Origin of the sequence: Candidatus Devosia phytovorans, from assembly GCA_029202405.1 — a bacterium.
In the GTDB taxonomy this organism is placed as follows: Bacteria; Pseudomonadota; Alphaproteobacteria; order Rhizobiales; family Devosiaceae; genus Devosia; species Devosia phytovorans.
The window spans coordinates 3,932,409-3,954,672 of sequence record CP119312.1 but is presented as its reverse complement, the minus strand read 5'-3'; the positions used below and the strand labels follow the sequence as shown (position 1 = coordinate 3,954,672).

Below are 22,264 nucleotides of genomic sequence, written 5' to 3'. Positions count from 1 at the left end.
TAATTCCTCAGCAATCGAACGTCAATTTTCGTATATACAAAAACCTACATGAAGCTCATCGGATCGATATCGACCTGCACCCGCAGGTTGCCGGTGATCTTTTCGCCCGAGGCGAGCCAGAAGCGGACATAGCCGGAAAGATCGAAATCCTTGCCGGACTGGGCCAGCAGCCGCACGCGGTGGCGGCCGCGGATCTGGGCGACGGGGGCGTCGGCGGGACCGAAGAGGCGCAGGCCGTCGGCCATGGGAGCGGCGGAGAGCAGGCGCTTGGCGAAATTCATTGCTACATCATGCTCATTGGCCGAGACGATCAGCGCCGCGAGGCGACCGAAGGGCGGCAGGCCGCCGGCTTCGCGGGCCATCAGTTCATGGGCATAGAAGGCCTCGCGATCGCCGCTGACCATGGCTTTCATGACGGCATGGTCAGGGTGATAGGTTTGCAGGAACGCCTTGCCGGTTTTCGATGCCCGGCCAGCACGACCAGCGACCTGGGTCAGGATCTGGAAGGTCTTTTCGGCGGCGCGCGGATCGCCATGGGCGAGCCCCAGATCGGCATCGAGCACGCCCACCACCGAAAGTTTCTCGAAGTGGTGGCCCTTGCTAACCAGCTGCGTGCCGATAATCAGGTCGAACTCACCGCGTTCCACCTCGGAGAAGCGCTCGCGCAATTGCGCATTGCTGCCCATGTCGGAGGAGAGAATCACGCGGCGTGCATTGGGGAAGCGCTCGGCAGCCTCTTCGGCGACCCGCTCGATACCCGGGCCGACGGCCACGAGGCTTTCCGTATCGCCACACTTGCCGCAGGCCTTGGGCGTGCGCACTTCGTGGCCGCAGTGATGGCACATCAGCACGCCGCGAAAGCGATGCTCGACCATCCAGGCGGAACAGTCGGGGCACTGATACTGATGGCCGCAGCTTTTGCAGAGGGTGAGGGGCGCATAACCGCGGCGGTTGAGGAACAGCAATGCCTGTTCGCCCCGATCCATGGCGGCAAAGACTTCGCGCGCGAGGAGCGGGGAAATCCACTGTCCCTTGTCCGGCCCATCCATGCGCATGTCGATGGCGGTGATATCGGGCATGGCCGCTTCGGCAAAGCGGCTGGTCAGCATCACATGGGCATAGCGGCCGACATTGGCATTGTTGCGCGTCTCGACCGATGGCGTGGCCGAAGAGAGGATGACCCGCGCATTGCTGAGATGCGCCCGCACCACCGCCATGTCGCGGGCGTGATAGGTAATGCCATCGGCCTGCTTGTAGGCGCCGTCATGCTCTTCATCGAGCACCAGCATGCCCAGCTCGCGAAACGGCAGAAACAACGCCGAACGCGCGCCGACCACCGCCCGCACCGTACCATCGAGCACGCCGCGCCAGACACGGGCACGCTGCAGCGGCGTCATGTCGGAATGCCATTCGGCAGGCTTTGTGCCGAAGCGCTTGGTGAAGCGGGCAATAAACGTATTGGTGAGCGCGATTTCCGGCAGCAGGATCAGCGCCTGGCGTCCCGCGCGCAGCGTATCGGCCACGGCTTCGAAGAAGACCTCCGTCTTGCCACCGCCGGTGACGCCATCGAGCAGTGCCACGCCAAACTGATGCGGATCGAGCGCTGTGATCTGACCCAGGGCCTGCTGCTGCGCATCGGACAGCGTGGCGATATCGGTATCCGGATCGGGCGGCAACACGACCGGCGGCGGCGGCATTTCGAGCTTTTCCACCGCCCCTGCCCGCTCCAGCCCGTCAATGACCGAGGCGGAGACGCCCGTTGTCCCGATCAGCGCCGACCTGGGCCAGGCCATGTCGTCCATCAGCGCATCGAGCACACGCAGCCGCGCCGACGTCAGCTTTTCCGGCTCGCGTCCGGTGCGGCGATAGGCGATCACCGGCTTGGGCGGGTCGAGCGCTTCGCTGGAGCGCAGCACGGCGCGCAACACCTGCCCCGGCACGGCGAGTGTATATTTGGCCACCCAGTCGACCAGTTTCAGCAATTCATCGCTGAGTGGCGGCACGTCATAGGCGTGGACGATGTCGCGCAACCTGTTGTGGGCGACCATATCCTTGGGCGGTCCCCAGACCACGCCCTGGATCAGCCGCGGGCCCAATGGCAAGGACACGATCGAGCCGCGCGTGACCACCATGCCGGCAGGAACGCGGTAGCTGTAGGGGCCTTCGACGGCCACTCCAACCATGACGGCGACAATGTCTGGACGCTGTTCCATTTGTGCCCGTTCTGTTCGCACCCGAAGATAGGAAGCGCAAGTGATTCTGCCAAAGGCTGGTCGCGCTTAAGTGAGAGTTTACCGAGCAGGACCAGACTGACCCCATGGTCGATTCCGCCTTTGCCACCGATGATTTCATCCGCCAACAGATTGCGCTCTGGCAGCGTGAACTGGCCGGCGTGCGCCGCCTGGCCGACAATACGTTGGAAGCCTATGGCCGCGATCTTGACCAGTTCCTCAGTTTTCTCGCCGGCCATGCCGGAGGACCGGTCAGTCTTGATACGCTGAAACAATTGCGCGGCGCCGACATCCGCGCCTTCATGGCGCAGCGCCGCTCCGAAACGCTGGGCTCGCGCTCGCTGGCCAGAGTCCTGTCAGCGTTGAAAAGTTTCTTCCGTTTCCTCGAACGCGAGGGCATCATTGCCAGCGAAGCGCTGGATGTTATCCGCACGCCAAAAATCCCAAAGAGCCTGCCCAAGGCGCTGACCGTGCCCGAGGCCCGCGACACCATTTCCGCCTCCAACAACAAGGACGAAGAGCCGTGGGTTGCGGCGCGCGACATGGCTGTGCTCTCGCTCTGCTATGGTTCTGGCCTGCGTATTGCCGAGGCTCTGGCGATCACCGGCGGCGATCTGGAAGCGCAGACTTTGCGCGTCACCGGCAAGGGCGGCAGGATCCGCCTCGTGCCGCTGATCGAGGCCGTGCGCAAGGCGATCGAACTCTATCTCTCTCTCAGCCCTTACAAAACCGAACCCGACGAGCCGTTGTTCCGCGGCGTCAAGGGCGGGGTATTGTCACCGCGCATCATCCAGCTGCGCATGGAGAATCTGCGCTCGGCCTTCCAGCTGCCGCCAACGGCCACGCCACACGCATTACGGCATTCTTTTGCTACGCATTTATTGGGGCGTGGCGGGGATTTGCGCGCTATCCAGGAATTGCTGGGCCATGCCAGCCTCTCCACCACGCAGATCTATACCGCCGTCGATACCGACCGTCTGCTCGAGAGCTACCGCAAGGCGCATCCACGCGGCTAATGTTAACAGACTGTTAGCATCGAGCGTCACCTTGAGCGCCGAACGGTTAAAGCCTGTTGCGACTTGCCGCGTCGACGCTCCGCTCCTACCAATTGGCCATGTCCAGCACCCCCTCGCCCAGCGTCAGCGATCCCCTCGGTTATGGTTTTGCCGTGGCGGGGGCAATTCTGTTTTCGACCAAGGGCATTTTCATCAAGCTGGCCTATGGCGCCGGCGTCACGACCGAAATGCTGCTCAGCCTGCGCATGATCGTCGCCCTGCCGGTCTATCTGGTCATTCTGGCCATGATCCTGCTGCGCGAGGACAAGTGGAAATCAGCGCTCAGCCCAAAGATCGTTCTGGCCAGCATGGCCATCGGCATCCTGGGCTATTACCTCTCGAGCTATCTCGATTTCCTGGGCCTCAATTTCGTCTCGGCGCAATATGAGCGGCTGGTGCTTTTCACCTATCCCTTCTTCGTGCTGCTGTTCGGCGTGTGGTTTTTTGGCGACCGCATGGTCTGGGCGGTCGTGCCGGCCATGTTGCTCAGCTATGGCGGCTTGCTGGTGATCTTTGGCTGGAACCTCGCCGTCGAACCCGATGGCCTGGTCGTCGGCACGCTTTTCGTGCTGGGTTCAGCCATTACCTTTGCGCTCTACCAGCACCTCGCCAAGCGGCAGATGCTGGTGATCGGCGCCGGGCTTTTCACCTGTATCGGCATGTCGACCGCGGCCGTCTGCGCCATTCTGCAGAACTTGCTGGTGGCAGGACCACAAAGCTATTTCACCCTGACACCGACGATCTGGGCCTATGGCCTGGCGCTGGGCGTGCTCGGCACGGTGCTGCCCAGCTTCCTGATGAACATGGGCATGGCCCGCATCGGCGCGCGGGCCACCTCGTCAACCGCTGCCTTCGGACCGGTGGTGACGATCTTTCTTGCCGTCATAATCCTGTCCGAACCCTTCACCATCTTTCATGGTATCGGGACCGGTCTCGTGCTAGCCGGTTCATACTTCTTCGCGCAGGCCGAACGCCGCGCGAAACTGAAATTGCGATAATTGTTTTGCCATAAAGGCTTTGGACTGCCGCAAAGCCGCTCTATTCTGCCGCCACGACTTGCGGCCACCATCCGGGAAGGGACAACCGATGAAAGCAATGCAGACGATGCTGGGAAGCGTCGCACTCTCTCTTGTGCTCGCTGCCACGCTCGCAACGCCGACACTGGCGCAAAAGCTCGACAACAAGAATCCACCCCCGACGACCACCGCAACCACCTCGGGCGACATCGACTTCGGCGATGATTCCGGCCAGTGGGCCAATGACGGCGAATGCGACGATCCGCGCTTCACCGGCACCGGCTCGGCCAGCGAACTGGTCGATGATGATATTCTCAAAGATGCCACGGACTGCCAGGCCGCCTATGACGCCGGCACCGTGACCTTCGAGGGCGAAGACGCTTCGACCACGACAGCGACCACCACGACGCCCCGCACCGTCGATGACATTGCCTTTGGCGATGACAGCGGCGAATGGGCCAATGATGGCGAATGCGATGACCCGCGCTTCACCGGCACCGGCGCGGCCAGCGAACAGCTGACCGAAGACGTGATGAAGGATGCCACCGACTGTCAGGCCGCTTTTGAAGCCGGCACGGTGACCCTGGCCGAAGACAGCACCAGCATTGGCGATGTCGAAATCGCCACGCCGATCGATGCCATCAACTTTGGCGACGATTCCAGCGAATGGGCCAAGGACGAAGAATGCGACGACCCGCGCTTCACCGGCCCGGGCGCTGCCGCCGAACAGCTCGATGCCGATATCGAAAAGGATGCCACCGACTGCCGCGCTGCCTATGAGGCCGGTACGGTGACCTTGGCCGGCGAGGGCGATATCCCTGTCACGGTGACATTGCCCGACATCAACTTTGGCGATGATTCGAGCGAATGGGCCAATGACGGTGAATGCGACGACCCGCGCTTTGCCGGCGCTGGTTCGGCCAGCGAACTGCTCGACGCCGATATCGGCAAGGACGCCACCGACTGCCAAGCTGCCCTCAATGCCGGCACGGTGAGTTTTGTCGGTGAAGGCGGCGCTGCTGCCGACGTCGACTATGGCGACGACACCAGCGAGTGGGCCAATGACGGCGAGTGCGATGATCCGCGCTTCTCCGGCACGGGCGTTGCCAGCGAACTGCTTGATGGCGACATCGGCCATGACGCCACCGACTGCCAGGCCGCCGTCGAGGCGGGCACCGCCACCTATGTCGGCGACTCGGGCGCCGCGACCACCACCGCGGTTGCCGAATTCGACTTTGGCAGCGACTGGAGCGAATGGGCCAATGACGGTGAATGCGACGACCTGCGCTTCACCGGTGAGGGCGTCGACAAGAAGCTGCTGAGCGAAGACATGTATGGCGACGCTACCGATTGCCGCGAACTGGAAGCCGCCGGCAAGATCTCGATCCGCACCGTCTATTCTCCCGAATATGCGGCAGGCGCGCCCTATGACAGCTCGGACATCGACTTCGGCGACAACACCTCCGACTATGCCGACGACGACCAGTGCGACGACCCGCGCTTTGAAGGTCCCGGCGTTGCCTTCACCCTGCTCGACAGCGACCTGCTGCACGACTCGGCCGACTGCAAGGACGCTTACGAAAATGGCACGGCCGTGCTGCGCGAAGACGCGTAACAGCAGGACAAAATGAACGCAGAACGGCGGGCTTCGGCCCGCCGTTTTTGTTTTTTGACCCTCGGTTTAGCCGCTGTCCAGCACGTAGTGATACGGATGGCAGCCCTAATTGTAAGGCAGGGCCCCGGCCGATCACACTCCCTCATGCGTCAAGCAGGAGGGCAAGATGCCAAGCGATTTCGTGAAGAATCTAGTCAAGATCTGCGAGGAGGAATGCGACATCTTTGGTGATGGAGCGCAGAAGGAATACATGGAAACGGTCTACGAACGCGTCGGAAACTATTGGAACGCGCTATCGAAGACCCCTTCCTTTGAACATTGGGCCACTTACAATGGAAGGTCCGAGGTTGAATTTGAGGACAATGGTTCGGTCGATAATAGCCGCAACCAACCATGGTCCGCGGCCTTCATCTCCTATGTCATGCGAAAAGCAGGGGCTGGCGACCACTTCGCCTATTCTTCATCGCATTCGACCTACATTGTCAGGGCTCTGAAACAGGCGCAGAAGCACACGCCGACCTCCGCCTTTATCGCCCGACGACATAAGGAATATGTGCCCAAGCTTGGTGATCTCATTGCTTGCGAGCGTTTGAAGACGCTCAGCCCAAGCTTTGATACCTATCCCGGCTATGTCGCAGAAAACAAATATCAGGCCCATTGTGACGTGGTGACCGAAGTCCACAGCGACCACATCGCGACCATTGGCGGTAATGTCAGTGACTCTGTTAGGCGCAAATCGTGGCCTTTGGTCGGTCACGGCATGATCGACAATGTCGATCCGTGGTCACCGACCGCCAACGTTATCTGCATCATCGAAAATCAGCTCTAGTCCAACGAAAACCCCGGAGCCTCGGCTCCGGGGTTTGCATATTCAGCGATGACCGAGAACTTTACGCCGCCTTGCGCTCGACCATCATCTTCTTGATCTGCGCGATGGCCTTGGCCGGGTTGAGGCCCTTGGGGCAAACCTTGGCGCAGTTCATGATGGTGTGGCAGCGATAGAGCTTGAACGGGTCTTCAAGGTCGTCGAGGCGTTCCTGGGTCGTTTCATCACGGGAATCGATGAGCCAGCGATAGGCCTGCAGCAGCGCTGCCGGGCCGAGGTATTTCTGGCCATTCCACCAGTAGCTCGGGCAGGAGGTGGAGCAGCAGGCACAGAGGATGCACTCATAGAGCCCGTCGAGCTTGGCACGGCTTTCGACCGACTGCGTCCACTCTTTCTGCGGCGTGGGCGAGGTGGTCTTGAGCCATGGCTCGATGGCGCGGTGCTGCGCATAAAAGGTCGTCAGATCGGGGACCAGGTCCTTGACCACCGGCATATGCGGCAGCGGGTAGATCTTGATCGGGCCCGAGCTGTCGTCCATGCCCTTGGTGCAGGCCAGGGTATTGAGCCCGTTGATATTCATCGAACAGGAGCCGCAGATGCCCTCGCGGCAGGAGCGGCGCAGGGTCAGCGTCGCATCGACCTTGTTCTTGATCCACAGCAGGCCATCGAGGATCATCGGGCCGCAATCATCGAGATCGACGAAATAGGTGTCGATGCGCGGATTGGCGCTCTCGTCGGGATTGTAGCGATAGATGTGATACTCGCGCAGGCGCTTGGCGCCGGCAGGCTTTGGCCAGGTCTTGCCCTTCTGGGGGCGATCGGCCTTGGGGAGCATCAGTTCGACCATTTTTGGCCCTTTCCTAAGTGCCTCTCAACCGGCACTGAATTCTCAACTGTCACCGCGTCGGAGCCAAAGGCCCGTCAGTAGTTCGGCTTGCAGATCTGGTTCGATTTGGCGACGTAGGTATTGTAGGCGACATAGTCGTCCGACTTGGGCGTCTGGCCTTTCATCGAGGCAATCACCACGCCCATGAAGCGTTCATCGATCAGCGTCATGGCGGCGTCGGCCTTGCAGGCGCAGAGCGTCTGATCCTGCGCGATGGACATGCAGACCGAATAGAATTCGGTCTTTTGTGCTTCGGTCGGTGCGGCAAGGGCCGGCACGGTCAGCAGGGCCAGGGCCGGCAAAAAGGCAAAAAATCTCATCTCAGCTCCTTGCGGATCACCAGCTTCAACCCGGACCAGGTCTCGTCCACCGCACAGACCTTCACGTCGACCAGCCCCAGCGGCAGAACCACGGTGCGGATCACGTCCTCGGTGATATCGGTGGCGACTTTCGCCGCCTTCTTGGGCCAGCTCACCCAGATCATGCCGTCGCGCGCGATCAGATTCATCAGCCGCTGCGCCGACGCCTCCAGCACCGCGCGGGCGCTGGTGAAGAGATGGACCACGTCATAGCCCGGAGCGGCGTCGCCGAGCTGATCCGCGGTGATCCTGTTCGTCTCGACGAACTGTCGCGACGCGGCCAGATCTGCCAGCGACGCGGGCAGATCGATGAACAGCGCGCGCTGCCCATCTTTCAGTCCCAGCTTTTGAGCCAGGGGTGTGCCCGAATATCCGGCCGGATCGCTCATCAGTAGACGCGTGCCTTGGGCGCGATCTTCTTGAGGTCGATGCCGCCCTGATCGTAGGGGGTCAGCGGATCGACATGCACGGGCCTGTAGCCCAGCTTGACCGCGCCGGTTTCGATGTCGATCCAGCTCAAGGTGTGCTTGCGCCAGTTTTCGTCGTCGCGGCTCGGATAGTCCTCATGGGCATGGGCGCCGCGCGATTCCTGGCGCGCTTCGGCCGAAACCACCGTGACCATGGCGCAGGCCATGAGGTTTTCCAGCTCGAGCGTCTCGACGAGGTCCGAATTCCAGATCAGCGAGCGGTCGGTCACACCGACATCAGGGAGCCGCGAATAGATTTCGCTCATCGAGCTGACGCCCTGCTTGAGCGAAGCATCGGTGCGGAACACCGCGGCATCGGCCTGCATGGTGCGCTGCATCTCGTCGCGCAGCTTGGCGGTCGGCTGGCTGCCGGACGCGTTGCGCAGGCGATCGAAGCGGGCGAGGATTTTTGCGTCCTGCGCGGCATTGATGCCGGGAATGGGGGCTTCGCGATCGAGCACCTGGCCTGCGCGCAGGGCGGCGGCACGGCCAAAGACCACGAGATCCGTCAGCGAATTGGAACCCAGGCGATTGGCGCCATGCACCGAGGCACAGGCCGCTTCGCCCACAGCCATCAGGCCCGGCACCACGCGATCGGGATTGTCCTCGGTTGGATCGAGCACCTCGCCATGATAATTCGCGGGAATGCCGCCCATATTGTAGTGCACGGTCGGCAGCACCGGGATCGGCTCGCGAGTGAGATCCACGCCGGCAAAGATCTTGGCCGATTCGGTAATGCCCGGCAGGCGCTCGTGCAGCACTTTCGGATCAAGGTGATCGAGGTGCAGATAGATATGGTCCTTGTTGGGACCGACGCCGCGGCCTTCGCGGATCTCGAGCGTCATGCAGCGGCTGACGACGTCGCGCGAGGCGAGATCCTTGGCATTGGGGGCATAGCGCTCCATGAAGCGCTCGCCTTCCGAATTGGTGAGATAGCCACCCTCGCCGCGCGCGCCCTCGGTGATGAGCACGCCGGCGCCATAAATGCCCGTGGGGTGGAACTGCACGAATTCCATGTCCTGCAGCGGCAGGCCGGCGCGGGCCACCATGCCATTGCCGTCGCCGGTGCAGGTATGGGCCGAGGTGGCGGAGAAGTAGGAGCGGCCATAGCCGCCGGTGGCGAGGACCACGAGCTTCGCGCGGAAGCGATGCAGCGTGCCGTCATCGAGTTTCCAGGCGATCACGCCCTGGCATTCGCCATTCTCGCCCATGATCAGGTCGAGCGCGAAATACTCGATATAGAATTCGGCATTGTTGCGCAGCGACTGGCCGTAGAGCGTGTGCAAAATGGCGTGGCCGGTACGGTCGGCGGCGGCGCAGGTGCGCTGCACCGGCGGGCCTTCGCCGAACTCGGTCATGTGGCCGCCGAACGGGCGCTGGTAGATACGGCCATCCTGGGTACGCGAGAAGGGCACGCCATAGTGCTCGAGCTCATAGATGGCGGCTGGCGCCTCGCGGGCGAGATATTCCATCGCATCATTGTCGCCGAGCCAGTCCGAGCCCTTGACGGTATCGTACATGTGCCACTGCCAGCTGTCAGGACCCATGTTCTGGAGAGACGCGGCAATGCCGCCCTGCGCGGCCACAGTGTGGCTGCGGGTCGGGAACACCTTGGTGATGCAGGCGGTCTTGAGGCCCTGCTCGGCCATGCCCAACGTAGCACGCAGGCCAGCGCCACCGGCGCCCACCACCACCACGTCGAATTCGTGGTCGATGAGTTCGTAATTGGCCATGTGGCTAACCCCAGAAGACGAGCTTGAGAATGGAAATGACGCCGACTGCACCAACGGCGAGGCAGAACATGGTGTTGAGCATCATGTAGAGGCTGTAGGTGCGGCCGTGGAAATAGTCTTCCAGCGTGTCGCGCATGCCGTTGCGCATGTGGATGCAGACGATGACCAGCAGCACGGCGAGCGGCAGGCCGATGAAGGCATTGCCGATGACCGAAACCATGTCCGCGCGATCCTGCCCGGCAAGACGGACGACCACGAAGAGCAAGAGGGCCAAGAAGACGATATTGATGGCGCCGCTGACGCGCTGCGTCATGAAATGGCGCGTCGAGGCTTTCTTGTCGCCATAGATCGACTTGGGATTGGCGACCGTGCCGGTGGTGATGACTTTTTCGCCCATTATGCGATCCAGACGAAAACGGTCCAGACCACGAGGGTCAGGACGATGGAAGCGATGAGATTGGCCCAGGCGAGTTTTTCGCGCTGGCCCGGCTCCATGCCGATGATGAAATCCCACACGAAATGGCGCAGGCCGCCGAGCATGTGGTGCAGCAGTGACCAGGTAAACCCGAACAGCACCAGCTGGCCGAACCACGAGCCATAGACGCCGTTGACGACATCGAGCGGCTCCTGCCCCCAGGCCGCTGCGGCCAGCCAGATGACCAGCAGCACCGTACCGGCATAATTGGCGATACCGGTGGCACGATGGGCGATCGACATGGCCATGGTGATGGTCCAGCGGTAGATCTGCAGGTGGGGAGATAGAGGGCGGGCGCGAACCGTCATGAAGCCTCGCTGGCGCGCGTTTTTGTCGCGCGTAGTTTGGAATGGTTCGAGACTTCTAGCGCCCAAGTGTTACAAAATCAAAGCGCTCGATTGAGACTTTTGGCGCATTCCGCACTTTGTTCGTATAGCGCACAGCGTGTGCGTCAATCGCATGCGGCACGCTGTTCTACCTCCGCCACAGCTAACATGTTGTAACCACTAAAGCCCCGGCCCGCTCCAACCGTCGGCTGCTGACTCGGGCTGCGGACAATGGAACGGCAGGAAGGTGCTGGCGGCGCCGGCGTTGATCATGGCGAGAGACAGCGCATTGGCTATCTCGAGCTCCTGCTCGGACCGAGGACAGATCTCGCCGGCTTCGCTACAGCCGCTGGCGATGAAATTCTCGTTGCCTGCGAGGAAGGCAAAGTTCATCTCGTCGCTGCCAAAGGCGTCGAGCGACTGGTTCCAGGCAGCTTCATAGACGGCGCATTTTTCCGCCGGCCAGTCGGTCGCGACGGTTTCGGCCATGCATGGCGATGCCAAGGGGGCAAAGAGCAGTCCGATCCAGATCAGGCGCATGACAATCTCCCCGTCGCGGCGGCTTGCACCACGCGACCATGGCTGATCTGCGGCAAAGTCATTGGCCTCTATCGCACTTTCCGGCATAGGGGGATGACAAGCGGAGCGCCCCATGGACGACACGATCAAAATCATCGGCATCACCCCCCTGGCCAAGGATTGGGGCCGGCTCGATCGCTATGAGGTCAGCCACGGCCGCCGCGACGGCACCAGCCAGACCGTCAAGCGCGAAGTCTATGACCACGGCAGCGCCGCAGCCGTGCTGATGTATGCGCCCGAGCAGCAGACGGTGATCCTTACCCGCCAGTTCCGCCTGCCGCCCCATCTCAATGGCGACAAGGCCTGGCTGATCGAGGCCCCTGCCGGCCTGCTCGATGGAGAAGCGCCCGAAGTTGCCGCCCATCGCGAGGCCGTGGAAGAGACCGGCTACGAACCGCAAAACCTGCTATTCGTCTCCAACGCCCATATGAGCCCCGGATCGCTGACCGAAAAATGCGCTTGCTACCTGGCGCGCTATACGCCCGGCGAAAGCCTGCATGCCGGTGGCGGCCTGATCGAGGAGGGCGAGGACATCGAAGTGTTCGAACTGGCACTCGACGAGGCGCTGGCGATGATCGGCACCGGCGAGATTTCCGACGCCAAGACCATCATCATGCTGCAGGCCCTGGCCCTGCTGTTGGCGAGGGGCGAGAGCCTTTAAGGCGGCGCCACCCGGCCGATCAGAAATCGATCAGTTTCTTGTCCGGATCATAGGGCTGATCGGGCGCCACGCGGGTGACGGCCTGGCCGGCCTTCATGCATTTCTCGGCGGCGTCATAGGCATAGCTTGGTGCACCATGCAGCTGCCAGCCTTCGCTGAGCGCCTTGGTGATCTTGTGGCAAAAGGCCGTGTCGTCCTTGCCCGTCAGAAAACGGTAGATCAGCATGCATGTCCCCCAATGCATTGCGCGATAGCGCGGTAGTTGATTCCCGCCCCTCTTATCGCTAATCCAGAAGCCATGCACAGCTTTCCTGACCACTTGCTTAAGGGCCATGCCAACTTCATGGCTGGCCGCTATGCCCGCGAGAAGGATCGCATCCGCGATCTCGCTATCGAGGGCCAGACCCCGTCCACCATGATCATCGCCTGCTGCGACAGCCGCGCGGCGCCCGAGATGATCTTCGACTCTGGACCCGGCGAACTCTTCGTGTTGCGCAACGTAGCCAACCTGGTCCCGACCTATCAGCCCGATGGCGGCCAGCACGGCACTTCGGCCGGCATCGAATTCGCCGTCAAAGCGCTGGACATCGCCAATATCGTCATCATGGGCCACGGTCGCTGTGGTGGCATCAAGGCGGCGATTTCGCCCGATTTCAATCCACTCGATACTGGCGATTTCATCGGCAAGTGGATGAGCATGCTGGGTGACCTGCCGGCGCAGCTGGGCAAGAACAGCCTTCTCACCCAGAGCGAGCGGCAAACGGCAATGGAGCGCATCTCCATCCGCAATTCGATCAACAACCTGCGCACCTTCCCCTATGTGGCCGAACTTGAGGCCGAGGGGAAACTGGCCGTGCATGGCGCCTGGTTCGATATCTCGACCGGCGAATTGTGGATCATGGACAGCGACGGCGACTTCATCCGCCCGCAAATCTGATTCTTCTAGCCTTTTGACTTGTCGGTCACGCGCCGGTGAAGTGCTCACATGAGCCTTCACGGGCGCGTGACTGCATAGTCCTGCGCAACTCGGCGTCGTAAACTTGTGTTGCGGCAAAAATGTCGCAATGCCTGCAAGACCAGGAAACAGAAAAGACTATAGTCTAGAACCGTTAAAGCGCGAAACACTTGCAGTATAGTCAAAGGTTAATCTTTGGCCGAACTGCCCGAAATTTGCCCGATAATTATCTGCTCGACGTCAATTTTTCTCCCCTCACGAGACACATTGCGCCAGCATTGTCTGTCTCACGGGCTGCAGGAGAGCAACCCGTCGGAGATCGGCAAACCGGTCACCGCTTTTATCTCCCCAACATTGGAGCTCACCTCCCATGAAGAAGATCGTTCTGTCATCCCTCGTTGTCCTTGGCCTGACCGGCGCAGCCTTTGCGCAGGCTGCCACTGACTTTGCAACAGTGGATGCCGATGCCAGTGGCGCCATCTCGCTCCTCGAAGCCCAGACGGCCTGGCCGGACCTGACCGAAGAAGCCTTCGTCAGTGTCGATGCGGACGGTAGCGGCGATCTGTCGGCCGAAGAATATGCAACGCTCACTGCAACGGCCGCAGCCCCGGCCATGTAGTCGCGACACCCAGTCCCTGGGTGCATGAGCCACCCCACGCCCCTTCGGGGTGGCTCTCATTGAACAGCCGCCGACCCGCGGCCATACGAGACAATTTGGAGTTTCCCCAGTGAAGAAATTTGCCCTTGGCCTTGCCATTGCAGGCCTCACCGCAACCGCCGCCCTTGCCCAGACCCCGATGAGCTTTGGTGACGTCGACACCGATGGCAATGGCGAGCTGAGCTATGCCGAATTGCAGGCCGTCTGGCCCGATCTCGGCCAGCCCGAATTCGATGCCGCCGATGCCGATGCCAGTGGCGGGCTGAATGCCGACGAACTCAATTCCCTGCAGCCGGCAGCGGCTCCAGCAGCGCCAGCAGCCCCGGCCCCAGCGCCTGACGCCAGCCTCGGCGTCCCCGATGCCGGCCTTGGCGCCGACCCGATGGCCGCGCCGACCGAAACCCCTGAATCCCTGGTACCGGGTACCACCGACCAATAATGAGAATGGCCGCTCCCTGGAGCGGCCATTTTTCTAGAGCTGCTTCACCGTTTCCTTGAAACGGTGAAGCAGCTCTAAGTCCTTACACTGGCGCGTTTGCGAACCGCAAAAGTGGTAGCCACTTTTGCTGAAAACGCTCTAGGCAGCCGGTGGAATGGCGCGCGGCGCGCGCCGCATGACCGTAATGACCAGTCCGGCAATGACCAGCACTGCCCCCCCGATTTCGATCGGGGTGATCACCTCGCCCAGCACCAGATAGCCCGAGATCAGCCCGGAGATCGGTACCAGCAGGGTGAACGGCGCCACTGTCGATGCGGGGTGCCGGCCCAAAAGCCAGGCCCAGATTGCCCCGCCCAGGAGGGTTGCCGGATAGGCCAGGAAGGCGATGAGCGCCGCATCGGACCAGCCGAAAGTGCCCAGCGCCGACCAGACCTGCTGCGGTCCTTCGATCAGCAGGGACAGACCCAGCAGCGGCAAGGGCGCCACCAGCGCGCCCCAGACGGTAAAGCTGACCGCATTGACCTTGCCGGCCTTCTTGGTCAGCACATTGGCGGCGCCCCAGCTCAGCGCTGCCAGCAGCACCATGCCCAGCGGCAACAGCGCCGTCACCGCCATGCGCTCGGTGGCGATGACCGCAATCCCGCCAAAGGCCACCAGCGCCCCGATCACCTGAAACCGGCTCGGCCGCTCGCCAAGCAGGAGGAAGGCCAGGCCCATGGTGAAAAAGGCCTGCGTCTGCAGCACCAGCGAGCTCAGCCCGGCCGACATGCCCCAGGCAATGGCGAGATTGAGGAAGCCATAGAGGGCAAAGCCGAAGGCCAGACCATAAAGCACGACCAGCCAGAATTTCGCCTTGGGCGGCCGGATGAAAAACACCGCCGGCAGCGCCGCCGCAGTAAAGCGCAGAGCGGCGGCCAGGATCGGCGGTAGGGCCTCGACGCTCAGCTTGATGACGACGAAATTGAAGCCCCAGATGGCAACGACCAGCAGGGCGAGCAGGATATGGCGGATCGGCATCAGGCAGCCCTCGCCTTGAGCAGGCGTGGCCCCAGCACCGTAAGCACCAGCCCACCGAGCACCAGGACGCTGCCCAAAACCTCGATGGAGGTGATGACCTCGCCCAGGAGCAGCCAGGAAAAGCCGATGCCGAACACCGGCACGAGCAGGGAGAAGGGCGCGATCAACCCGGCCGGATGATGCTTGAGCAGATAGCTCCACAGCCCGAAGCCGGCGATGGTGGCGGCATAGCCATTGAACAATACGACGCCCACGCTGCGAGGGCTGAAATTGGCAAGCGCCGAACCGATGGCGGCGGGACCTTCGACCAAAAAGGATAGCGCAAACAGCGGCAGGATGGGGACAAGGCTTCCCCAGACCACGAAGGACAGCATGTCGATCTTGCCGGCACGCTTGGAGGCAATATTGCCGACACCCCAGAAAAACCCGGCCAGCAGCACCATCAGCAGTGGCACCAGCGCCGTGACCTCGAAACGCTCGCTGGCGATCACGCCAATGCCGGCAATGGCAACCAGCGCGCCGAGCCCCTGCACGAGCCCGAGCTTTTCTCCGAGAAAGACCAAAGCCAGGGCAATGGTAAAGAAGGCCTGGGTCTGGATGATCAGCGAGGCGAGGCCCGCCGGCATGCCCAGCTTGATGGCCGAAAACAGCAGTCCGAACTGGGCAAAGCCGATGGCAAGGCCATAGAGGATGAGCGTGCCGGTCCGGACCTGCGGCCGGCGCACGAAATACACCATGGGCAGGGCGGCGCAGAGATAGCGCAGCCCGGTCAGAAACAGCGGAGGAACTTCCTCCACACCCCATTTGATGAAGACGAAATTGAGGCCCCAGATCAGGACGACGAGGAGGGCAAGAGCGATGTCACGGATGGGCATAAGGACACTTCGGGCGGGCGGCGCCGGCGCGCCATACAGTCCTCCCGCCAAGAGCTGTACTCTTGGTTACGCTTCCTGCCAAGGTCAAAGACGGGGCCGGCCCTCAAGCCGGCCCCAAAAGACGAAAGGATCAGGCGGCAGCTTGGCGGGCCTTGAGGCCGCGGGCGATCAGCTCTTCGGCGATCTGGATCGTATTGAGCGCGGCACCCTTGCGCAGATTGTCCGAGACAACCCAGAGGACGAGGCCGTTCTCGACCGTATTATCCTCGCGGATACGGCTGACATAGGTGTCATATTCACCAACCGTTTCGACCGGGGTCGCATAGCCACCCGGCTCGCGCTTGTCGAGCACGGCAATGCCCGGCGCCTCGCGCAGCAGGTCGCGTGCCTCGTCGGCCGAGATCGGGTTTTCGAACTCGAGATTGACCGCTTCGGAATGGCCCACGAACACCGGCACGCGCACGGCGGTGCAGGTCACCTTGATCTTGGGATCGAGGATCTTCTTGGTTTCGGCGAGGACCTTCCACTCTTCCTTGGTGTAGCCGTCTTCCATGAACACATCGATATGCGGGATGACGTTGAAGGCAATCTGCTTGGGGAACTTGCCGGGCGTCGCGCTGTCGTTGACGAAAATGCCCTTGGTCTGGTTCCACAGCTCGTCGACGCCTTCCTTGCCGGCGCCGGACACCGACTGGTAGGTCGAGACGACGACGCGCTTGATCTTGGCCGCGTCATGCAGGGGCTTGAGCGCCACGACCAGCTGGGCCGTCGAGCAATTGGGATTGGCGATGATATTGTTGCGCTTGGGATCGGCCAGCCAGCGATCAAGAATGGCGCCATTCACTTCCGGCACGACCAGCGGCACGTCCGAATTGTAGCGCCAGTAGCTCGAATTATCGATGACGATGCAGCCGGTCTGGGCAATGCGCGGCGCCCAGTCCTTGGAAATGGACCCGCCGGCCGACATGATGGCGAAATCGACGCCCTTGAAGTCGAAGTCTTCCAGGTTCTTGGCCTTAAGGATCTTGTCGCCATAGGAGATTTCGCGGCCGATCGACCGCGACGAGGCCAGGGCGATGACTTCATCGGCCGGGAACTTGCGTTCGGCCAGGATATTGAGAACTTCACGGCCCACATTGCCCGTGGCACCGACGACAGCGACGCGATAACCCATTTTTGGAACTCCAGTCCCTTGACCATTCCGCCCCCGCGCGATGATTTCATCGCGGTCATCAGCTTTGCGCCTCTCCCCGGCGGGAGAGCGACCCGGGGAAAAGCGTCAGGCGGTTTTGGTGGTTTTTTTGGTCATGAGCAGAGCGTTGCCGCCGGTCAGGAACCGGTGCGCTGCGAGCATCGCAATGGAAAAGGCGCTGTGCATCATCGACTGCTTAAGTTGAAAGCAGGCGAAGTCATACTCCAGAATAGGAATTAGTCAATTGCCTATGCGAGGCTAGAATTTCCAGCCGACGCGCAGGCCGAAGTTGGAGAGACCATCGTTGGCATCGCACCAGTCATTGTTGGACGTATGCTCATAGGTCAGCGTGGCCGTGACGTTTTCGCCCACATTGGCACCGACGCCGAAGCGTTCGTAGAAATTGACGCGGCAGCCGAAATTCTTCTCGCCGGCCGGAGCGCCTGTCAGCGCGCCATTGTGGATCGCAGCGCCAAACGTGCCTTCGAGATAAAAAGGCGTCTCGAACACCGGCAACTGCCAGGTGAGGCCCAGATGGGCCATGCTGTCGCGACCCGCGAAATTGACCGTGGCGCCGACTTCTGGACGGGGTGAGCCGATCCAGCGGAAAGCATCGTAATCGGGCGAATGGAACAGCACGTCGAAGCTGACGTCCTCGATGTCGCTGACATCCCATTCATTGACCTTGAAGGGCAGCGCGGCGTGATGCACGTCATGCGCGAGCAAGCCGAGGCGTAATTCGCTGACCCAGTCGGCGACCGGATTGGGCGAATAGAGCGCGTCCTGCGCCAGAGCAGGCGATGCCAGGCCCAGCAAGGTCAGACCGGCAACCAGGATGTTCTTCACGCTCGACATGGACTCAATCACTCCGCAACGGCGCCATAAAGCCGGATCGGGGGTAAAAAAGTCAACCACGTGCCACCCAAGATTGGCATTATCGCCCCGATGCGTTAGGCAGGCGCCTTGCTTTTGCCCTGAGGAAACGCCCATGCCCCATTATGATGTTGTCGTTCTGGGCGCCGGTGCCGCCGGCATGATGGCGGCCATCGAGGCCGGCCGGCGCAATCGCAGCGTGCTGCTGGTCGATCACGCCAAAAATGCGGGCGAAAAGATCCGCATCTCCGGCGGCGGGCGCTGCAATTTCACCAATGTGAACGCGACGATCGAAAAGGGCCGCGACCGGTTTTTGAGCGAAAACCCGCGCTTCGCCCTCTCGGCGCTCTCGCGCTACACGCCGGACATGTTCATCGCCATGGTGCGCGACCATGGCATCACCTTCCATGAAAAGACGCTCGGCCAATTGTTCTGCGACGGTCCGGCCACGCAGATCACCACCATGCTGCTGGGCGAGATGCGCAAGGCCGGCGTGACCATGGTGCTGGAGACCGAAGTCGAAAAGATCGGCCGCGATGAGAGCGGCGATCTGTTCGAACTGGCGCTGAGTACCAGCTCCATAACCTGCGAAAGCCTCGTCGTCGCGACGGGTGGCAAGTCCATTCCCAAGATGGGCGCGACGGGGCTGGGCTATCAGCTGGCCGATCAGTTCGGCCTGCGCGTGACCGAGACCCGCCCCGGCCTCGTGCCGCTGACCTTTGAGACCGGCCAGCTCGAAAAGCTCAAGGAACTCTCGGGTATTGCCGCCGACGCCGTGGTCAGCCATGGCAAGACCGCCTTCGAGGAAGCGCTGCTCTTCACCCACCGCGGGCTGAGCGGTCCGTCGATCCTGCAGATTTCCTCATATTGGCGCGAGGGCGACGCCATCGCTGTGGATCTCTTGCCGCATCAGGATGCCGGCGAGAAAATCCGCGCCGTGCGCAAGGCCACGCCCAAGGTGCAGGTGCAGACCGTGTTGAACGCCTTCCTGCCCAAGAAGCTTGCGCAGCTGCTCGGCGACGAACTCGACCTGCCCGGCATGATCGGTGATTTCTCCGACAAGAAGATTGCGCTGGTTGAGCAGAAACTCAAGCAATGGAGCCTCAAGCCCGTCGGTTCTGAAGGCTATCGCACGGCCGAAGTGACGCTGGGCGGCGTGAATACGCGCGATCTCGATGCCAAGACCATGATGGCCCGCAATGTGCCGGGCCTGTTCTTTGTCGGCGAGGTGGTCGACGTCACCGGCTGGCTTGGCGGCTATAATTTCCAGTGGGCCTGGGCCTCGGGCTGGGCCGCCGGTCAAGCCGCCTAGCTTTCATCGCACATTGACGATAGAAGGCCGGCACTGACCTCCAAGGACTTTGCCCATGGCCGCCCCCTTTGCCCTGTCGCTGCAGGATCTCGCCCCCATTGCCGAAGGCACGTCCACCGCCCAGGCCATGGCCGAAACCATTCTCCTGGCGCAGGAAGCGGATCGGCTGGGCTATACCCGCCTCTGGTATGCCGAACACCACGGCATGCCCTCCATCGCCTCCTCCGTGCCGGAAATCCTGATCGGCAGCGCGGCGGCGCATACCGAAAACCTTCGCGTCGGTTCGGGCGGCGTCATGCTGCTCAACCACGCCCCGCTGCGCATTGCCGAGGCCTATCGCACACTTGAAGGCCTTTTCCCCGGCCGTATCGACCTCGGCCTTGGCCGGGCACCCGGTGGCGACGGCTATGCCATGCGCGCCTTGCGCTCGGGCGGCGGCGAAGAATTTTCGACCTATCTCGCCGAGCTCATGGCTTTCGACGAGGAAACCTTCCCGCCCGACCATCCCTATTCTCGCGTGCCGGTCTCGCCCGGTGGTATTCGCCTGCCCCCGCTCTGGCTGCTCGGCTCGTCGGGCGCGAGCGCTTCGGCCGCCGGTCAGATGGGCATGGGCTATGCCTTTGCGGCCCATTTCAGCCACACGCCCGCTGCCCCGGCCTTCGAAGCCTATCGCTTCGCCTTCCAGCCCAGCATCTATTTCGACAAGCCAAGAAGCATGATGTGCGTTTCGGTGGTCTGCGCACCGACGGACGAGGAAGCGCAATACCTCTCCTATTCACAGGCCGTGCAATGGGCGCTGTTCATGACCGGCCAGCAGCGCCGGCTGATGAGCCCGGAAGAGGCGCACAAGGTGGTGCTGACCCCGCAGCAGCAGGGCGTCATCGACCATCAGGGAACATTGTGGATCGTTGGCTCGCCCGAGACAGTGCGCGAGACCATTCTGCAAAAGGCGGAAAGTGCCGAGGTGGACGAGGTGATGATCACCACCACCATGCACAGCTACGCGCTTCGCCGCCGCAGCTATGGCCTGTTGGCAAAGGCTTTCGACATTGCGCAACGAGCCTAAGCACGCGCATTAACGGCTTGTTTTGTTTGAGGATTTATTCTGGTCCCGAACTGAACCCCAGAAGGTCAATGAGCGCCGCCACCTTCATCCTGGCCATCAGTCTCTTTGTCGCCTTCACCTTCGCCACCGCATTTGGCGTTGCGAGCCTTTATGCGCGCAGCGCCACCAGTGCGCGCTGGTTGGCGGCTGGCTATGGCCTGGGCATGTTCAACCCCCTGCTCGAAATCCTCGTGCCCATGCAGACTGATGCCAGGGTCATGGAAGTCGCCGTGGCCCTGAGCCTGCAATATGCTGCCGCCATGGGGGTGATCGGCCTTGCCCGCCACTATCGCCTGACCCCGCCGTGGCGCACCATGATCGCCTATGCGCTTGGCGCCCTGCTCCTCAACATCATCATTCTCGACCTGCCTCGCGATTCGGCCCTGCGCCACGTGCTCTATCAGTCGCCCTATTTCATCGTGCATCTCCTGGGCGTGATCACCATCCTGCGCTTTCCGCGCCGGCAGGCGCTGGACAATGCGCTGGTATCGCTCTTTGCACTGAGTGCCATTCAATTCCTGCTCAAGCCGATCCTTGCCGTGAACATGGGCAGTGGCACCACCGCTCAGGGCTATATCGGCACCACCTATGCCGCCATCTCGCAAAGCGTCGGCAGCATGCTGCTGATCGCCACCGGGCTCCTGCTGCTGCTGATCATCCTGCGCGACGTGCTGGCCGAGATCACGGCGCGCTCGGAAACCGACACGCTGTCGGGTCTGCTCAACCGGCGCGGCTTTGAAGCCAGGGCCGAGAGCCAGAATGCCTATGCCCTGGTCGTCGCCGATCTCGACCACTTCAAGTCCATCAATGACAGCTTCGGCCATGCCGCCGGCGATGGCGTGATCTGCGCCTTCGCCGATATCCTGCGGCACGAGTCCGGCAGCGGAGCCATTCTCGGCCGCATCGGTGGCGAGGAATTCGTGGCGCTGCTGCCCAATGCCAAGGCGGAGAATGCCCTTCGCTATGCCCAGGCGGTGCGCGCCCGATTTGCCGCCCTTGCCATGGACAGCGTTGACCATCGTCCGCTCAGCGCCAGCCTGGGCGTTGCCGTGCTCGACACCGGCGAGACACTGACCGATCTGATGCGCCGTGCCGACAACGCGCTCTACGAAGCCAAGAAGGCCGGCCGCAACCGTGTCCGTCTGTCCGACCCCACGGCAGACAAAAGCCCTGCCGGAAAGAACCAGCAGGGCATTCGCAATATCGCCTGAGTCTTAGGAGTTCGCCGCGCCAATCCGGGCGGTGACTTCGATTTCGATCTTCATACCGGCTTCGATCATCTGCACGATCAGCATGGATGCCGCCGGGCGGATGTCCTTGAACACCGGGCCGACGGCCTTGACCACCGCATCGACGTCATTGCGATCGCCGACATAATAGACCACGCGGACCGTGTCTGCGATCGACGAGCCAGCTTCCCTGAGCGCCTTGTCGATCGTCGCCAGGGCATTGGCCGCCTGCTGGCCGACATCGTCGGGCATGGTCATGGTGGCATAGTCATAGCCGGTCGTGCCCGACACATAGACCGTATCCTCATGCCGCACGGCACGCGAATAGCCGAAGGTGGCTTCGAAGGGAGAACCGGTAGAAACGCGCTGCACCATTGTTT

The 22,264-nt window shown here is 62.0% G+C and carries 26 protein-coding genes; 12 read left to right on the top strand and 14 right to left on the bottom strand.

Features of this window, described 5'->3' with window-relative positions; all coding sequences use genetic code 11:
• Positions 1–44 precede the first annotated feature (44 nt).
• Positions 45–2,213 carry a primosomal protein N' gene (locus P0Y65_19440; GenBank protein ID WEK04325.1) on the bottom strand — a complete coding sequence of 723 codons (2,169 nt, stop codon included), beginning with the start codon at positions 2,211–2,213 and terminating at the stop codon, positions 45–47.
• A gap of 104 nt (positions 2,214–2,317) precedes the next feature.
• On the opposite strand from P0Y65_19440, the gene P0Y65_19435 reads away from it, so the two are divergent.
• The 4 genes from P0Y65_19435 to P0Y65_19420 all read left to right on the top strand — a co-directional run bounded on the left by P0Y65_19435 (position 2,318) and on the right by P0Y65_19420 (position 6,746).
• The gene (locus tag P0Y65_19435) at positions 2,318–3,247 is read left to right on the top strand and encodes a tyrosine recombinase XerC (GenBank protein ID WEK04324.1); all 930 of its coding nucleotides are present in this window, start codon (positions 2,318–2,320) and stop codon (positions 3,245–3,247) included.
• 98 nt (positions 3,248–3,345) lie between these two features.
• Positions 3,346–4,284 carry a DMT family transporter gene (locus P0Y65_19430; GenBank protein WEK04323.1) on the top strand — a complete coding sequence of 313 codons (939 nt, stop codon included), beginning with the start codon at positions 3,346–3,348 and terminating at the stop codon, positions 4,282–4,284.
• Between the two features lie 88 nt (positions 4,285–4,372).
• Complete coding sequence (locus P0Y65_19425; GenBank protein WEK04322.1) at positions 4,373–5,917, top strand: hypothetical protein; 1,545 nt, start codon at positions 4,373–4,375, stop codon at positions 5,915–5,917.
• 166 nt (positions 5,918–6,083) lie between these two features.
• Entirely contained in the window at positions 6,084–6,746 is a 663-nt protein-coding gene (locus P0Y65_19420; protein ID WEK04321.1) for a DUF2272 domain-containing protein, read from the top strand.
• Between the two features lie 61 nt (positions 6,747–6,807).
• Here P0Y65_19420 and P0Y65_19415 read toward each other — a convergent pair whose 3' ends face one another.
• The 7 genes from P0Y65_19415 to P0Y65_19385 form a co-directional block, all read right to left on the bottom strand.
• Positions 6,808–7,590 carry a succinate dehydrogenase iron-sulfur subunit gene (locus P0Y65_19415; GenBank protein WEK04320.1) on the bottom strand — a complete coding sequence of 261 codons (783 nt, stop codon included), beginning with the start codon at positions 7,588–7,590 and terminating at the stop codon, positions 6,808–6,810.
• A 74-nt stretch (positions 7,591–7,664) separates the two neighbouring features.
• A complete protein-coding gene (locus P0Y65_19410; GenBank protein WEK04319.1) occupies positions 7,665–7,949 on the bottom strand; it encodes a hypothetical protein in 285 nt (94 codons plus the stop codon).
• Positions 7,946–8,377, bottom strand: coding sequence for a DUF3052 domain-containing protein (locus P0Y65_19405; GenBank protein WEK04318.1), 432 nt, complete (start codon positions 8,375–8,377; stop codon positions 7,946–7,948). The genes P0Y65_19410 and P0Y65_19405 overlap by 4 nt, the downstream gene beginning before the upstream one ends.
• A complete protein-coding gene (gene sdhA, locus P0Y65_19400) occupies positions 8,377–10,188 on the bottom strand; it encodes a succinate dehydrogenase flavoprotein subunit (protein ID WEK04317.1) in 1,812 nt (603 codons plus the stop codon). Before sdhA ends, P0Y65_19405 begins: the two co-directional genes overlap by 1 nt.
• A 4-nt stretch (positions 10,189–10,192) precedes the next feature.
• Complete coding sequence (sdhD, locus tag P0Y65_19395; protein ID WEK04316.1) at positions 10,193–10,585, bottom strand: succinate dehydrogenase, hydrophobic membrane anchor protein; 393 nt, start codon at positions 10,583–10,585, stop codon at positions 10,193–10,195.
• The gene (sdhC, locus tag P0Y65_19390) at positions 10,585–10,971 is read right to left on the bottom strand and encodes a succinate dehydrogenase, cytochrome b556 subunit (protein WEK04315.1); all 387 of its coding nucleotides are present in this window, start codon (positions 10,969–10,971) and stop codon (positions 10,585–10,587) included. Before sdhC ends, sdhD begins: the two co-directional genes overlap by 1 nt.
• A 198-nt stretch (positions 10,972–11,169) precedes the next feature.
• A complete protein-coding gene (locus tag P0Y65_19385; protein ID WEK04314.1) occupies positions 11,170–11,529 on the bottom strand; it encodes a hypothetical protein in 360 nt (119 codons plus the stop codon).
• A gap of 112 nt (positions 11,530–11,641) precedes the next feature.
• Between P0Y65_19385 and P0Y65_19380 the strand changes: the two genes are divergently transcribed.
• Positions 11,642–12,229: an NUDIX domain-containing protein gene (locus P0Y65_19380; protein WEK04313.1), complete on the top strand. Its 588-nt coding sequence runs from the start codon at positions 11,642–11,644 to the stop codon at positions 12,227–12,229.
• A gap of 19 nt (positions 12,230–12,248) precedes the next feature.
• Here the strand turns inward: P0Y65_19380 and P0Y65_19375 are convergent, their stop codons facing one another.
• A complete protein-coding gene (locus P0Y65_19375) occupies positions 12,249–12,455 on the bottom strand; it encodes a DUF1737 domain-containing protein (protein WEK04312.1) in 207 nt (68 codons plus the stop codon).
• Between the two features lie 72 nt (positions 12,456–12,527).
• On the opposite strand from P0Y65_19375, the gene P0Y65_19370 reads away from it, so the two are divergent.
• The 3 genes from P0Y65_19370 to P0Y65_19360 all read left to right on the top strand — a co-directional run bounded on the left by P0Y65_19370 (position 12,528) and on the right by P0Y65_19360 (position 14,281).
• Positions 12,528–13,166: a carbonic anhydrase gene (locus P0Y65_19370; GenBank protein ID WEK04311.1), complete on the top strand. Its 639-nt coding sequence runs from the start codon at positions 12,528–12,530 to the stop codon at positions 13,164–13,166.
• Between the two features lie 388 nt (positions 13,167–13,554).
• Positions 13,555–13,803 carry a hypothetical protein gene (locus tag P0Y65_19365; GenBank protein WEK04310.1) on the top strand — a complete coding sequence of 83 codons (249 nt, stop codon included), beginning with the start codon at positions 13,555–13,557 and terminating at the stop codon, positions 13,801–13,803.
• Positions 13,804–13,912: 109 nt separating this feature from the next.
• Positions 13,913–14,281 carry a hypothetical protein gene (locus P0Y65_19360; protein ID WEK04309.1) on the top strand — a complete coding sequence of 123 codons (369 nt, stop codon included), beginning with the start codon at positions 13,913–13,915 and terminating at the stop codon, positions 14,279–14,281.
• A 138-nt stretch (positions 14,282–14,419) separates the two neighbouring features.
• Here the strand turns inward: P0Y65_19360 and P0Y65_19355 are convergent, their stop codons facing one another.
• The 3 genes from P0Y65_19355 to P0Y65_19345 all read right to left on the bottom strand — a co-directional run bounded on the left by P0Y65_19355 (position 14,420) and on the right by P0Y65_19345 (position 17,347).
• Complete coding sequence (locus tag P0Y65_19355; protein ID WEK04308.1) at positions 14,420–15,298, bottom strand: EamA family transporter; 879 nt, start codon at positions 15,296–15,298, stop codon at positions 14,420–14,422.
• On the bottom strand, positions 15,298–16,173 hold the full coding sequence (locus tag P0Y65_19350; GenBank protein WEK04307.1) for an EamA family transporter: 876 nt from the start codon (positions 16,171–16,173) through the stop codon (positions 15,298–15,300). The genes P0Y65_19355 and P0Y65_19350 overlap by 1 nt, the downstream gene beginning before the upstream one ends.
• Before the next feature lie 130 nt (positions 16,174–16,303).
• Positions 16,304–17,347, bottom strand: coding sequence for an aspartate-semialdehyde dehydrogenase (locus P0Y65_19345; protein WEK04306.1), 1,044 nt, complete (start codon positions 17,345–17,347; stop codon positions 16,304–16,306).
• An 18-nt stretch (positions 17,348–17,365) separates the two neighbouring features.
• Here P0Y65_19345 and P0Y65_19340 point away from each other — a divergent pair, with 18 nt between their 5' ends.
• Positions 17,366–17,605: a hypothetical protein gene (locus P0Y65_19340; protein WEK04305.1), complete on the top strand. Its 240-nt coding sequence runs from the start codon at positions 17,366–17,368 to the stop codon at positions 17,603–17,605.
• 18 nt (positions 17,606–17,623) lie between these two features.
• Here the strand turns inward: P0Y65_19340 and P0Y65_19335 are convergent, their stop codons facing one another.
• A complete protein-coding gene (locus tag P0Y65_19335) occupies positions 17,624–18,220 on the bottom strand; it encodes an acyloxyacyl hydrolase (GenBank protein WEK04304.1) in 597 nt (198 codons plus the stop codon).
• A gap of 133 nt (positions 18,221–18,353) precedes the next feature.
• On the opposite strand from P0Y65_19335, the gene P0Y65_19330 reads away from it, so the two are divergent.
• The 3 genes from P0Y65_19330 (at position 18,354) to P0Y65_19320 (ending at position 21,866) form a co-directional block, all read left to right on the top strand.
• Positions 18,354–19,550 carry an NAD(P)/FAD-dependent oxidoreductase gene (locus P0Y65_19330; protein WEK04303.1) on the top strand — a complete coding sequence of 399 codons (1,197 nt, stop codon included), beginning with the start codon at positions 18,354–18,356 and terminating at the stop codon, positions 19,548–19,550.
• Positions 19,551–19,605: 55 nt separating this feature from the next.
• Positions 19,606–20,616, top strand: coding sequence for an LLM class flavin-dependent oxidoreductase (locus P0Y65_19325; GenBank protein ID WEK04302.1), 1,011 nt, complete (start codon positions 19,606–19,608; stop codon positions 20,614–20,616).
• A gap of 68 nt (positions 20,617–20,684) precedes the next feature.
• Positions 20,685–21,866, top strand: coding sequence for a GGDEF domain-containing protein (locus tag P0Y65_19320; protein WEK04301.1), 1,182 nt, complete (start codon positions 20,685–20,687; stop codon positions 21,864–21,866).
• Positions 21,867–21,869: 3 nt separating this feature from the next.
• Here P0Y65_19320 and P0Y65_19315 read toward each other — a convergent pair whose 3' ends face one another.
• Positions 21,870–22,259: a RidA family protein gene (locus tag P0Y65_19315; GenBank protein ID WEK04300.1), complete on the bottom strand. Its 390-nt coding sequence runs from the start codon at positions 22,257–22,259 to the stop codon at positions 21,870–21,872.
• Positions 22,260–22,264: the final 5 nt, after the last annotated feature.